The organism is Hartmannibacter diazotrophicus (genome assembly GCF_900231165.1).
GTDB lineage: Bacteria > Pseudomonadota > Alphaproteobacteria > Rhizobiales > Pleomorphomonadaceae > Hartmannibacter > Hartmannibacter diazotrophicus.
On sequence record NZ_LT960614.1, the window covers coordinates 1,857,855 to 1,871,729 of the forward strand.

At 65.4% G+C, this 13,875-nt stretch carries 11 protein-coding genes; 2 read left to right on the forward strand and 9 right to left on the reverse strand.

The genetic code is table 11. From position 1 onward, the window contains the following. On the forward strand, positions 1-2,301 hold the full coding sequence (locus HDIA_RS08680) for a xanthine dehydrogenase family protein molybdopterin-binding subunit (RefSeq protein ID WP_173796206.1): 2,301 nt from the start codon (positions 1-3) through the stop codon (positions 2,299-2,301). 125 nt (positions 2,302-2,426) lie between these two features. Here HDIA_RS08680 and HDIA_RS08685 read toward each other — a convergent pair whose 3' ends face one another. From HDIA_RS08685 to HDIA_RS08725, 9 genes are all read right to left on the reverse strand, one after another. Next, positions 2,427-3,557, reverse strand: a complete 1,131-nt coding sequence (locus HDIA_RS08685) for a Gfo/Idh/MocA family protein (RefSeq protein WP_099555808.1) — start codon at positions 3,555-3,557, stop codon at positions 2,427-2,429. A gap of 10 nt (positions 3,558-3,567) precedes the next feature. Continuing rightward, positions 3,568-4,620 (reverse strand): sugar phosphate isomerase/epimerase family protein, encoded by a 1,053-nt coding sequence (locus tag HDIA_RS08690; RefSeq protein ID WP_099555809.1) that lies wholly within the window; start codon positions 4,618-4,620, stop codon positions 3,568-3,570. A gap of 117 nt (positions 4,621-4,737) precedes the next feature. Next, positions 4,738-5,763, reverse strand: a complete 1,026-nt coding sequence (locus tag HDIA_RS08695; protein ID WP_425432941.1) for a LacI family DNA-binding transcriptional regulator — start codon at positions 5,761-5,763, stop codon at positions 4,738-4,740. Next, the gene (locus HDIA_RS08700) at positions 5,760-6,668 is read right to left on the reverse strand and encodes an ABC transporter permease (protein WP_245884274.1); all 909 of its coding nucleotides are present in this window, start codon (positions 6,666-6,668) and stop codon (positions 5,760-5,762) included. Before HDIA_RS08700 ends, HDIA_RS08695 begins: the two co-directional genes overlap by 4 nt. A 101-nt stretch (positions 6,669-6,769) precedes the next feature. Beyond that, positions 6,770-7,714 (reverse strand): ABC transporter permease, encoded by a 945-nt coding sequence (locus HDIA_RS08705; RefSeq protein WP_099555812.1) that lies wholly within the window; start codon positions 7,712-7,714, stop codon positions 6,770-6,772. Beyond that, the gene (locus HDIA_RS08710; protein ID WP_099555813.1) at positions 7,714-9,210 is read right to left on the reverse strand and encodes a sugar ABC transporter ATP-binding protein; all 1,497 of its coding nucleotides are present in this window, start codon (positions 9,208-9,210) and stop codon (positions 7,714-7,716) included. The genes HDIA_RS08705 and HDIA_RS08710 overlap by 1 nt, the downstream gene beginning before the upstream one ends. Before the next feature lie 70 nt (positions 9,211-9,280). Beyond that, positions 9,281-10,276, reverse strand: coding sequence for an ABC transporter substrate-binding protein (locus HDIA_RS08715; protein WP_425432942.1), 996 nt, complete (start codon positions 10,274-10,276; stop codon positions 9,281-9,283). 431 nt (positions 10,277-10,707) lie between these two features. Then, positions 10,708-11,103, reverse strand: coding sequence for a (R)-mandelonitrile lyase (locus tag HDIA_RS08720; protein ID WP_099558784.1), 396 nt, complete (start codon positions 11,101-11,103; stop codon positions 10,708-10,710). A gap of 166 nt (positions 11,104-11,269) precedes the next feature. Beyond that, the gene (locus HDIA_RS08725; RefSeq protein ID WP_245884209.1) at positions 11,270-12,073 is read right to left on the reverse strand and encodes a DUF72 domain-containing protein; all 804 of its coding nucleotides are present in this window, start codon (positions 12,071-12,073) and stop codon (positions 11,270-11,272) included. A 467-nt stretch (positions 12,074-12,540) separates the two neighbouring features. Here HDIA_RS08725 and HDIA_RS08730 point away from each other — a divergent pair, with 467 nt between their 5' ends. Beyond that, a complete protein-coding gene (locus HDIA_RS08730) occupies positions 12,541-13,857 on the forward strand; it encodes a methyl-accepting chemotaxis protein (protein ID WP_099555816.1) in 1,317 nt (438 codons plus the stop codon). Positions 13,858-13,875 lie beyond the last annotated feature (18 nt).

Below are 13,875 nucleotides of genomic sequence, written 5' to 3' on the forward strand. Positions count from 1 at the left end.
ATGACGATCAACGTGACTGAACAGCCGGCTTCCGGCGTCTTGAACATCAGCCGCCGCTCGGCGCTTCTGGGCCTGGCCGCGGGAACCTTCGTACTCGCGGCGCGCATCCGGCCGGTGCAGGCCCAGGAAGAGCCGCCGAAATACGGTGGCGACGGCATGCCGGGAGGTCTCAAGGACGATCCGCATGTCTTCTTGTCGATCGCGGACGACGGCTCGGTGACGCTGCTTTGCAATCGCGCCGAGATGGGGCAGGGCGTGCGCACGGGCTGGCTGGCCGTGATTGCCGATGAGCTGGAAGCCGACATCGCGCGCGTCACGGTGCATCAGGCGCCGGGCAACGAGGCGCTCTACGGCAACCAGAATACCGACGGTTCGCGCAGCATGCGCCAGCATTTCGGCGCGCTGAGGCGCATTGGTGCGGCGGCCCGGCAGATGCTCGAACAGGAAGCGGCGGCGCAGTGGGGCGTCGACGTCAAGGAGGTCAAGGCCGAGAACCATGAGATCGTCCACGAGGCGAGCGGCCGGCGCCTCGGCTTCGGCGCACTTGCCAAGGGCGCGTCCGCCCGACCGATCCCGGCACGCGAGGCGCTGGTCTTCAAGGACCCGGCCGATTTCCGCTACATCGGCAATGAAAAGGGCTCGACCGTCGACAATTTCGACATCACGACCGGCAGGGGTGTCTATGGCATCGATGCCAAGGTCGACGGCATGGCGTTCGCCGTGGTCGCCCGACCGCCGACATTGGGTGGCAAGGTCAAGAGCTATGACGCCAGCGAAACGCTGAAGGTTCCCGGTGTCCTGAAGGTCGTGCCGATCGATGCGCCGGACCTTCCGTCCGCCTTCAACCCTCTCGGTGGCATCGGTGTCGTCGCCGAGAACACCTTCGCGGCCATCAAGGGCCGCTCGCTGCTGCAGATCGACTGGGATCTCGGACCCAACGGAACCTACGACTCCGCCGGGTACCGCAAGATGCTCGAAGAGGCGACGACGAAAGAGGCCCAGGTCGTCCGCAATGACGGCGATGCCTACGCCGCGCTCGAAAAGGCGGCAAAGCGCGTCGAGGCGACCTATTACATGCCGCACCAGGCACAGGCTCCCATGGAGCCGCCGACCGCGACGGCGCGTGTGACGAGCGAGAGCTGCGAAGTCTGGTGCAGCGTTCAGGCACCGGAAGCCATTCGCGGGGACCTGTCCAAGCGGTTCAAGATGCCGCTCGAAAAGGTCACCGTGCATACGTTGCTGCTCGGCGGCGGCTTTGGCCGCAAGTCGAAGCCGGATTTCGCCAGTGAGGCCGCGATCCTGTCCCATGCGATGGAGGGACGGCCGGTGAAACTGTCCTTCACCCGCGAGGACGACATCCATCACAGCTTCTTCCACACGGCCTCGGTCGGACGGCTGGAAGCCGGGCTTGACGAGACGGGCAAGCCGGTCGCCTGGCTGTACCGCACGGCGGCGCCTTCGATCACTTCGATCTTCGCGCCCAACATGGTTCATGAAGCCGCGTTCGAACTCGGCATGGGCGTTGTCGATCTGCCGTTCGACATCCCCAATTTCCGCGTCGAGAACCCTGAAGCACCGGCGCATACCCGCATCGGCTGGTTCCGGTCGGTCGCCAATCTGCCCCATGCATTCGCCGTCCAGAGTTTTATTTCGGAGCTCGCCGCGGAGGCCGGGCGCGACCCGAAGGACTATCTTCTGGAAGTGATCGGCCCGGACCGCATCGCGCTGGCGGATCGCTGGGGCGAAATCTGGAACTACGGCGAGGATCCCAAGCTCTACCCGCTTGATACCGCGCGCCTGCGCGGCGTGATCGAGCGGGCGGCGAGCGAAGCGGACTGGGGCAGGGAACTGCCGGCAGGTCACGGGCGCGGCATTGCCGCGCACCGCAGCTTCGTCAGCTATGCGGCGGTGGTGGTCGAGGTGGCGATGGGCGAGAATGGTGCTTTCACCATCCCGCGCGTCGACATCGCCTTCGACTGCGGCGCTGTCGTGACGCCGGACCGGATTCGGGCCCAGCTCGAGGGTGCTGTCATTCAGGGCCTCAGCCTTGCGATGCTCGGCGAGATTTCCTTCAAGGACGGCCGTGTCGAGCAGTCGAACTTCGACACATATGAGGTGCTGCGCATCAACGCCGCGCCGAAGGAGATTCGCACCCATCTCATCGGCGGTTCCTACGACAAGCCGCTTGGCGGTGTCGGCGAGCCCGGCATGCCGCCGGTCGCGCCGGCGCTGACCAATGCGATCTTTGCCGCAAGCGGCAAGCGCATCAGGTCGCTGCCGATCCGCGACCAGCTGGCGTAGAGGCCGTCAGCCGCTCCCGACATCAACAACAAAAAGCCCCGCACCGTCTCCTCAAGGTCGGTGCGGGGCCTGACGTCAATCCGCCGGTTCCCTGGAACTCTGAATGCCGGCCTGGAGCGGCGCTCTCAGTTTTCGATCGGGACCCAGCTTGCGCCTTGCCCGGACGAGGCAAGGCATGCGGAGATGAAGGCAAGGCCGCGCACACCGTCAACCACGCTGGGGACCGGGACGGTCAGCGCCGGGTTGTCCATCGCGTCGGCCGCATCCCGGTAGATGTTGGCGAAGGCTTCCAGATACCCTTCTGGATGGGCCGCCGGCACGCGGCTGCCGTCGATGGCGGCCGCCGTCGAACCGGCCCCGTTCCGCCGCAGAAGCTGGCGCGGCGCGCCGAGCCGGGTGAACCACAACTCCTCCGGCCGCTCCTGCCACCATTCCAGACCGCCCTTGTCGCCGTAGACGCGCAGGGACAGATTGTTGCCGTTGCCGGTCAGCACCTGGCTGGCGAGAATGGCGCCCTTGGCGCCCGAGCCGTAGCGCAGCAGGATCATGGCGTCGTCGTCGACCTTGCGGCCGGAAACGAAGGAACTCAGTTCCGCCAGCAGATGCGTCGGCTCCTCGCCCGTGATGAAGGCCGCCAGGTTGTAGGCATGGGTGCCGATGTCGCCGATGGCGCCCGCGCCGGCCTTGGCGGGGTCCGTGCGCCAGACGGCGCCCTCCGCGCCGGTCTTCTCGACGGGCTCGGCCAGCCAGTCCTGCAGGTATTCCGCCTCGACGCGGCGAAGGGTTCCGATTTCGCCGGCGGCGACCATCTCGCGGGCCTGCCGGATCATTGGATAGCCGGTATAGGTGTGGGTCAGGAAGAAGCCCTTGCCGCTCATCTCCACGAGGGCGGCGAGCGCGCGGGCTTCGTCCAGTGTCGTCGTCATCGGCTTTTCGCAGATGACGTGGAAGCCGGCCTTAAGGGCGGCCTCGGCGACCGGAAAATGCAGGAAGTTCGGCGTGACGACGATCACCGCGTCCATGCGGTCGGCGCGCGCGGCTTCCTTCTCCATCATCTCCTGCCAGCTGCCGTAGGCGCGGTCCGGCGCGATGCCGAGCGTCGCGGCGTCGGCGCGGCTCTTGTCCGGATTGGAGCCAAGCGCGCCGGCAACGAGCTCGTAGCGGTCGTCGAAGCGAAGGGCTATGCGGTGGACGGTGCCCATGAAGGCCGTGCCGCCGCCGCCGACCATGCCGACACGGATACGGGTCTTGCTCATCCTCGTCTCCTCAGTCGATGCCGAGCAGGCGGCGGTTCGCGGCGGCGTCCGTGCCGCTGCTGGCAAAGTCGTCGAAGGCATGGTCGGTGACGCGGATGATGTGGTCGCGAATGAAGGGAGCGCCCTCGCGTGCGCCGTCTTCCGAATGCTTCAGTGCGCATTCCCATTCGAGCACAGCCCAGCCCGCATAGTCGTATTGCGCCATCTTGGAGAAGATGGCCGAAAAATCGACCATACCGTCGCCGAGCGAGCGGAAGCGGCCGGGGCGGTCGACCCAGCCCTGATAGCCGCCGTAGACGCCCGAGCGGCCGGTCGGGCGAAGCTCGGCGTCCTTGACGTGAAAGGCCTTCACGCGCTCGTGGTAGATGTCGAGGAAGTCGAGATAGTCGAGCGCCTGCAGCACGAAATGCGAGGGATCGTAGAGGATCGCGGCGCGCGGATGGTTGTCCACGGCATCGAGGAAGCGCTCGAAGGTGACGCCGTCATGAAGGTCCTCGCCCGGATGTAGCTCGAAGCAGGCGTCGACGCCTGCGTCCTCGAAGGCATCGAGGATCGGTCGCCACCGGCGGGCAAGCTCGGCGAAGGCCTCTTCCACAAGACCTGCCGGACGCTGCGGCCAAGGATAGACATAAGGCCAGGCCAGCGCGCCGGAAAAGGTCGCATGGGCGTCGAGACCGAGGTTCCGGGACGCTTTCGCGGCGAGCTTCAACTCGCGGATCGCCCATTCCGTCCGCGCCTGCGGCTGCCCGCGCACCGCTTCCGGGGCGAACCCGTCGAAGAGGCCGTCGTAGGCCGGATGGACGGCGACGAGCTGGCCCTGAAGATGGGTGGAAAGCTCGGTGATCGCGATGCCGATCTCCGCAAGGCCGCCCTTCAGGTCGTCCGCATAGGTCTTCGATGTGGCGGCCTGTTCAAGGTCGAAGAGGCCGGCCGTGGTCGGCAGCTGCAGGCCGACATAACCGAGGCCGGCCGCCCATTTCGCCATGCCGTCGAGAGTGTCGAAGGGAGGCTTGTCGCCGACGAACTGTGCCAGGAAAAGGCCCGGTCCCTTAAGAGTCCTCATGACGTCAACTCACCTTCCTGTTTCTCGGGTATCCCCGGAAAGGGATGCCGTCTACGGTCAGGAACACGCTAAAAACAAATGCTTGCGGCGTGTTCTTCAAGTAAGGATCGGCCTGCGCTAGGGCGAGACGGTCGCCGCGCACGGACCCGTCGAACCTCGAACGACGAGTTCCGTCGGAAAGCACCGATCCGCCGGCGTGCCGGCCTTCGTCAGCCGCTCGATCATCAGGCCCATGGCGGCCCGGCCGATTTCCCGGCGTGGCTGATGGATGGTCGTCAGCGCCGGATCGATCATCGAGGCCATCAGCGTGTCGTCGAAGCCGACGACGGAGACATTGTCGGGGATGGTGAGGCTGCGGCTTCGAAGGGCGGTCACCGCGCCGATGGCCATCTGGTCGCTTGCCGCGAAAATGGCGGTGAAGGGGATGCGACGATCGAGCAGGCGTTCGGTCTGGTTGTGGCCGACCACCAGGCTGAAGTCGCCGGCAAGAACGAGGTCCGGATCGAAGGCGATGCCGGCTTCTTCGAGGGCCCGCCGATAGCCTTCCAGACGCGCCTTGCCGAGATATTCGTCGAGCGGCCCGGTGATGTGGGCGATGCGCCTGTGCCCGAGGTCGACCAGATGACGCACGGCCTTGCGTGCCGCGGCGACATTGTCGACGCGCACGGTCGGCAGCTCCAGATTCTCGATCGCCTCGAGGGCGACGACGATGGGAGGCAACTTGGCCGCGCCCGTGATCAGCTTTTCCGGCAGATGGCCGATCATCAGGATCATGCCGTCGGCATGACGCTCGCGGACGGTATCGATGTAATGCTCGATGCGGACGTCATCGTCCCGCGCATCGCCCATCAGCACCTTGTAGCCGGCCTCGAAGGCGGCTTCCTCCACGCCCTTGTAGATGTCGAGGTAGAAGGGGTTGGAGATGTCCCTGACGAGCAGGATGACCGTCTTGCTGGTCTGCGTGCGCAGCACCCGCGCGCTGCTGTTGGGCACGAAACCCATGGCCTCGACCGCGCTCATCACCCTGCGCCGGGTTTCTTCCTTCACCATCGCGGGCTGCGCCAGCGTGCGCGACACCGTGGCGGTGGAAACGCCGGCGAGCTTTGCGACATCGCGGATGTTGGGCTTTTGGGTCATCGTCAGGCCCTGAGCGCCCGCTGGCGTCCGTAGAGCGTCAGCAGCAGAAGCAGGGTTCCCCCGAAGATGAGCTGGCGACCCCAGGATTCCAGGTGGAGGGTGATCAGGAGGCTCTGCAGCAGGACGAGCGCGATCGCCCCCGCCACGGTCCCGATATAGCCGCCGGTGCCGCCGGCAAGCGACGTTCCGCCGATGACGACGGCGATGATCGTGGGCAGCATGTACTGGTCTCCGACGCTGATGAAGGAGTTGCCCGTATAGCCGATGACCAGCACGCCGGTTAGTCCTCCTAATGCGCCGGACAGGGCGAAGACCAGCGTGCGGATGACGCCGACCGGCAGGCCGACGAGCCGGGCGGCCCTGGGGTTGGCGCCGATGGCGTAGATGGCGAAGCCGAAGGCTGTGCGGCGGAGCACGAAGATCATGACGACCGTCAGCGCCGCCCAGGCAAAGAGAATGCCCGGAAGGCCGAAAAGCGCTGGCTGGTTGATGAACTGCATCAGCGAGGGAGCGGCATTGCCCGAGGGAATGCCCTGCGAGAAGACGACGAGGCCGCCCTGAATGACCGTCATCATGCCAAGGGTCATGACGAGCGGGGGAATTCGCACGACGGTGACGCCGATGCCATTCACAAGGCCGATGAGGAAGGTCACCGACGTCGCGGCGAAAATCGCCTGGGCAATGGCCGCATCGTTGCCGTTCATGACATTGCCGGCAATGACGGCACCAAAGGAAATCATGGCGCCGATGGAAAGGTCGATCCCTTCGCCGCCTGCAAGGATCACCAGATTCTGGCCGGCGGCGGCAATCCCCAGAAGCGCCGCAACCGTCAACAGGCGCATGATCTGGTCGCCGCGGGCAAAGCCGGGCGACAGCAACTCGCCCACGGCCAGCATCACGACGATCGCCATGATCGCAAGAGCCAGAGGCTCGCGGAGACCGTCCAGAAGGCGGGCTGCGATGGACTGGCTGGATGTGGAGTTTGCGGTAGCGTTGGCCATGGCTTCCTCCTTCAGCGCCGGGCGACGACGATGCCGCCGGCGAGCGCGGCGAGCACGATGAGGCCCTGAACCAGGGTCTGGTATTCGTAGGGCAGGCCGGCAAAGAAGATCACGTTGCCGATCATGCCGAGGAGCAGGGCGCCGAAGATCGAGCCGACGGCGCCGCCGATGCCGCCCGAAAGGAGCGTTCCGCCAAGCACCACCGCCGAAATAGATCCCATCCCGAGGCTTTGCCCGATCAGCGGGTCGCCGGTCGCCGTCTCGCCGGTCAGGCACAGGGCCGCGATGCCGGCGAAGGCGGCGCTGAGCGCGAAGGCGGCAACGCGGATGCGCTCGATACCGAGGCCGCTCTGGAACGCACCTGTCCTGTTTCCGCCGACAGCCGTGAGCCAGCCTTGGAAGGGGCGCCGGGCGAGAAAGAGGACGAAGGCGACGGCGAGGAGCAGCACGACGAGGACGGTCGGCAGGCCGAGGATCGTGCCGATGTAGGTGCCCCAGTAGGGTTCGGGAACCTGAAGCCCGGCTTGCGGCAGGATCCAGAGGGCAATGGCCGAGAAGATGATCGCCGTTCCGAAGGTCGTCACCATGGGCTGCAGGCGGAGGTAGCCGATGAGGAGGCCGTTGACGAGGCCGCAGGCGACGGCGCAGGCCATGCCGGCCGCAACCCCGAAGACGATGGAGAGCGCATCGCCGCCCATCCCCGCCATCGTCGAGACCGTCACCACGTTGACCAGCGCCGCGATCGAACCGACCGAAAGGTCGATGTCGCCGCCCAGCACCACGTAGGTCTGGCCGATGGCGACGAGGACAAGCGGCAGGAAGGTCGTGAGGTTCGACTGCATCACCGGGACGTCGAAGAAGCCCGGTTGCAGAAGCCGGTTGACCGCGACGAGCATGAGGAACGTCAGGAGGGCGAGGAGCCAGGTGGGACGCTCCGAGGGAAGGGCGAGTCTCATCAGGCGTCTCCGAAGGCGGCGCGGGTGAGATGGAAGGTGTCGAGGGTGGCGCCGGACAGTTCGGTCACCACCGAGCCGCCGTTGAAGACCGCGACCCGGTCGCAGTTGTCGAGCAGTTCGCTGTCCTCGGAAGAATAAAGGAGGATGCCGATGCCCTTGTCCGCAAGCTCGCGGATGAGGGCGAAAAGGTCCGCCTTGGCGCCGAGATCGATGCCCTTGGTCGGATCGTCCAGCAGCAGCACCTTGGGATTGGTGGCAAGCCAGCGGGCAATGAAGACCTTCTGCTGGTTGCCGCCGGAGAGTGTGCCGATGGCATCGGAGAGCCTGGCGTATTTGGTCTTGAGCAGCGCCGCGACGTCGGCAAGGCGTGGCGCGAGCGTGCCGGCCCTGACGATCATACGGCGTTCGCTGACGAGCACGGCAGCGGCAAGATTTTCAAAGATCGAGCGGCCGGGCAGTGCGGCGTCGGTTCCCCGGTCGCCGGAGATGTAGGCGAGCCCCTTGGCGACGGCCTGCGACGGGCGGCGAATGCGCGTCGCCTGACCTTCAAGCCGGATTTGGCCCTCGCGAAATTCCTTGATGCCGAAGAGACCGCGCAGGAGTTCCGACTGGCCCTGACCCTGCAGGCCGCCAAGGCCGAGAATTTCGCCGGGCGCGAGGCTGAGGGAAACGTCGCTGAGGCGGCCGCCGCCGATCCTGTCAATGGCGAGGATGGGCTCGGCTGCGGATTGTGCCTGCGCGGAACGCCTTTCCGCGCGGCGCACATCGCCAATCATCAGGCGCACCACCTCTTCCTGCGTGGTCTCGGCCGTGACGACTTCGGCGACTGTCTCGCCGTTGCGCATCACCGTGATGCGGTCGCAGATGGCGAAGACCTCGTCGAGGCGATGGGAAATGAAGACGGTGGAAACGTCGCCATCGCGCATCTTGCGCAGGATGTCGAAAAAGACGGCCACCTGCCGTCCGTCGAGCGTCGCCGTTGCCTCGTCCATGATGACGATCTTCGGCGCCTTGGCGTAGACCTTGAGGATTTCCACGATCTGGCGCTGGCTCGGGGGCAGGTCGCCGACCCGCGCGTCCGGCACGAGGCCGTTCCCGGCGGCGTCGCCGAAGAGGCGGATCAGCGCTTCGGTGTCCGCCCGCATCTTTTCCCGGTCGACGAAGCCTGCGGCGTTTTTCGGCTCGCGCCCAAGGAAGACATTGGCCTCGACCGTCATCTGCGGAATGAGGCTGAGTTCCTGGTAGAAGAGCGCGATGCCGGCCTCTTCCGCCTCGCGCGGGTTGGCGAACGCGGCAGGCTTGCCGTCGATGAGCACGGTTCCCGACGTTGCCGCATGCGTGCCGGCAATGATCTTCGACAGGGTGCTCTTGCCGCAGCCGTTGGCCCCGAGCAGGGCATGGATCTCGCCCTGTCCGACGGTCAGGCGGCCATTGGAAACGGCCTGCACCGAACCGAATTTCTTGACGACGTCGAACGCTTCGATGGCCGAAGTCATGGCAGCCTCTGCGAAATCGGAGCCGAGGAGGCGGCTGCCTGCGGTTCAATGCACAGGCAGCCGGACGTCATTACTGGAAATAGGCCGCGGCCTCTTTGGGCGACACGGTCGCCGTCACCGACCAGTAGCCGGGCTTGCCCTCGGTCTCATCGAGACGTTCGCCAAGGTTTTCGTTCGAGACGAAGGGGATCGGAATGTAGATGGCATTGCCATAGACGCCGCCGAAAATCCCGTCCTTGAACTCTTTGCCCTGCAGCTTCAGCACGGCGACGTTGAGCGCCGAGGCCATCACGCCCGGAGGGTTGATCGAGGCGCCGGAATTGAGCTTCTCGTCGTTCCAGACGGTCAGGAAGTCCTTGCGGATTTCTCCGGTGGCGGCAATCTCGTCCTTCTTGCCGGCGGCCATGATGGCGCGCCATGCGCCGGCGGCCATGCCGTCCTGCACCCAGACGCCCTGAATGTCGGGGTAGGTGGCGATCAAGTTCTGCATCGCCTGCTGGCCCTGGGCCTGATCCCAGTTGGCATTCGCTTCGTTGAGGACCTTGATGTCCGGGAATTCGGCGAACACCTCGCGGTAGCCGGCAACGCGCATTTCGTTGGCCGGATGCCCGGCAACGCCGTTGATCGTCACCACGTTGCCCTTGCCGCCGAGCGTTTCGGCGAGCCACTTGGCCGACTGGACCGCCCAGCCCTTCTGGTCGATGCCGACGTAGATCGCGTCCTTGGAGGAGACTTCGGCGTCGGTTGCGATGACGAGAATGCCCCGGGCTTTGGCCTGCGCGAAGATCGGGCTGAAGGCGGTCGGGCTGTTGGGGTTGACGATGATCGCGTCGACGCCCTGATTGATGAAGTTGCGGATCTGGCCGATCTGGCCCTGCGCGTCGACGTTGGCGCTCTGGACGACGACTTCGATATCGACGCCCTTCTCCGCCCAGGCCTTCGCGGCAGTCTCGGCTTCCTCGATCATCTGGGTGCGCCATTCGCTGCCGACCCAGCCGTTCGAAAGGCCGATCTTGAACGTCTCGGCGTCCGCATGAACGGTCGCCGCGAAGAGGGCGGCCGCCATGGTCGCCAGTGAAAGCCAGCTCTTTTGCATTTCCTTCCTCCATTCCCTCCGAGGGGAGGGTTGATCTCGATGCCCAGCTCTTGAAGGATTGGCTCGGGCTTTTCGAAATAAAGATGTAACCGATTACATTCTTTGGAAAATTGTTTGGTCAGCCGCTTCGACAATCCGTCGAACGGTCTTGTTGACCGATGGCATCTTGAGGATGCCTGCCCTCCCTTCAAGCCTCACGATGAGTAATGTAATCGATTACATTTGTCAACGATACAGGGCGCCGATCGGGAAGGGCAGGCGCGACGTGGTGGCGTAGGCAAGCAGGGTTGGGACGGCGGCGACCAGCCAGTGAATTCCGGCCCACCCGCCGGCCGCCAGAAGACGGGAGGCGATGATCGGGTCGGCGGTGACGCCGCCGCAAGTCTCCGGCGGACGGGATGTCAGCCGTTGTAATCCTCGTCGGAGACCTTCTCCAGCCAGGTCACGGGGCTGCCGTCGATGCTTTCCTGGATGGCGATGTGGCTCATGGCCGTCTCGGAGGCGGCGCCGTGCCAGTGCTTCTCGCCGGCCGGAAACCAGACGATGTCGCCCTGGGAAATCTCCTCGACGGGACCGCCCTCGCGCTGGACGCGGCCGCGCCCGAAGGTGACGATCAGCGTCTGGCCGGCGGGGTGGGTGTGCCAGGCTGTGCGCGCACCGGGCTCGAAGGTGACATGAGCGCCGCTTGTCCGTCCGGGCTCTTCGGCCGCAAAGAGGGGATCGATGCGAACGGTACCGGTGAACCAGTCGCCCGGCCCGGGACGGGACGCGGCGGTTCCGGAACGGATGATTTTCATGAGAGGCTCCTTTTCTTCCGCGCGTTCAGCCGCGCAGCGTTTGAAATCGGTCGGCGAGGGCCGGACGGCCGTGCGGGTGAGCATGAAGCAGTTCGGCCTGACGGACGCCACGTCCGTTGCGCTCTCGCCCCGCCGATCGAGGGCCTCGGTCCGTCGTCGGGCGCGATTACCGCGCCCGTTCGATCAGGGCCATCGCGGCCGCCGGGTTTTTCACCTTGTGGCCGCTGATGACATAAAGATAGACATCGCGCGGCTCTCCGGGCGCGGGGGCGGCGACATAGTCCAGCCCGTCGGGTGTGTTGCCTGATGCCCAGCCCTTTGCTCGCGCCGCCCAGAGATCGACCGCTTCGGCGGAATAGCCGAGTTCCTCGTTCTCCTGCGTTCCCATGATCCGCGCATAGACGAACGGGGCGGTGGGGTCGGCGATCTGGGGATGCTCGCTGTCGCCCGCGATGACGACGGCAACGCCATGGTCATGGGCGAGGGCGATGAAGTCGGGCACGCGAAAACTGTCGTGCCGCACTTCGACGACATGGCGCAGGGTGCGCCCTTCCACCGATTTCGGCAGCAGCTTCAGGAAGGCGTCGAAGTCGTCCGGATCGAACTTCTTGGTTGCCATGAACTGCCAGTTGATGGGGCCGAGCTTGTCCTTCAGTTCCGTCACGCCGCTGTTGAAGAAGCGCTCGATCGTCTCGCCGGCATCGGCAAGCACCCGTCGATTGGTCGCAAAGCGCGGAGCCTTGAGCGAGAACACGAAATCCTCAGGCGTCTCCGCGTGCCACTTGGCGAAGCTCTCCGGCTTTTGCGACCCGTAATAGGTCCCATTGATCTCGATGGAGGTCAGGTGGCGGCTGGCATAGTCCAGCTCGCGTTTCTGCGACAGCTTTTCCGGATAGAACGCACCTCGCCAGGGCGCATAGGTCCAGCCGCCGATGCCGATTCTGATCCGGCCTCTTCCTTCGACGCTCAATGTCGTCACCTTTCCTGTTTGATGCGACGTTACGAGACCCCAGGAGGCCGGAGCCGCGCAACCCGAATTCTGTTCATGAGTGCCTTTTCGGGGTCGCGTCGGGAGCTTTTTGTTTGCTGCGAGGTGAGGGGATCGCGGGACCGGAGGCTGGAGCGTATGCTCGGCGATCATGCCACGAACTGGCGGTCGCCTCGCATTGTGATTCGCCGAAAGGGGATCGGCGGACCTCGCGCCGGGGCTGCCGGTTCTCAGAAGGCGCTGTCTCTGGATCACTTCTGCGGGGCAATGCCGCGATCCGGCGTCGCATCGCCGATCCGGGCGCTAAAGCATACGGCAAATTACTGCTGGGGCGATGTTCCGCGTTTTCGGTTACGCGATCTTTACGACTATCTACAACCTTCACAACAGAGCGCTTGCAGCCCACTCGGGCTCGCCAACCACCTGTTCCGTCGAGAGTTGACACATCCATGACATTGTCGATCCAGGGCCGTTTCGTCACGATGGTCGCCGCGGCCGCCATCATCATGCTCTCGGGAACCGGTTACGCCTTCTATGTCTTCCGGACTGCGCTCGTCGCCCAGCTTGGCGACGCCCAGTCGGCGGCGGCTTTCGTGGGCGAGGGCGTCTCGGGACGGATCGACAGCCTGATCTTCGAACAGATGATCCGGATCGCCATGGTCTGCCTGCCGGTGGGCGTCGCGTTCCTCGCGCTCGCCATCGTTCTGGCCGTCGGGCTCGCCCGGCCGCTGGCGCGTCTGCAGGGCGGGCTCGAACGCCTGTCGCAGGGCGATCTCGATGTGGAGGTTCAGGGAGCCGAGCGGCGCGACGAGATCGGCCGGATTGCCCGCTCCGTGATCGGCTTCAGGACGAAGCTTGCCGAACGGGCTGAAGAGGAAGTCCGCCAGAAGGCCGCGCAGCAAAGTCGGCTGGAAGAGGAACGCAGCGCGCTGATGACCGACGTGGCGGCTGATTTCGAGCGCACGGTCATCAAGGTCGTCGAGGCGCTTTCCCGGGCGGCCCGGACCGTCGGCACCAACTCCAGCGAGTTGCGCGGCGCGGTCGGGTCGTCGCAGGCCGCCGTCGAGGAGGTGGAGAGGGCGAGCGAGGAGGCCAGCCAGTCCGTCGACCACGTCTCCGCGTCGGCGGAGGACATGGCCCGCTCGATCGCCACCATCGGTCATGACGTGGACCAGGCCGCCGCCATTGCCGCCAAGGCCGTCGCCGAGGCCCGTGCCACGGATGCGGTGGTCGGGCGCCTGTCGGATTCAAGCCGTGCGATCGGCGAGGTGGTCGAGCTGATTACCCAGATCGCCAGTCAGACCAATCTTCTCGCGCTCAATGCCACCATCGAGGCGGCGCGGGCCGGCGCCGCCGGGGCGGGCTTTGCCGTTGTCGCCAACGAAGTGAAGACGCTGGCCGAGCAGACCACCCGGGCAACCGCCGATATCTCCGCCCAGGTCTCCTCGGTCCAGAGCGTTGCCACCCAGGCTGAGGAAGCCATTCGCTCCATCGCGGCGACGATCGATCAGATCAGCGCCATTTCCGGAACGGTTCGCGAGGCGGTCGAGGATCAGACGGTCTCGACCCGGAAAATCGGCGAGAATGTCCGGATCGCGAATGCGAGCTCCGGACGGGTCGTGCGCAACATCGGCATGCTGGCCGAGGCCATGGATGCGAGCCAGGCGGCGACGCGGGAAATGGAGACCGCCTCGGAAGAACTGACCTCGCTCTCGGGCGCGCTTCAGGATCAGGTGAGTCAGTTCATGCGCAACATCCGCTCCTGATCGTTCCAGGGATACGAT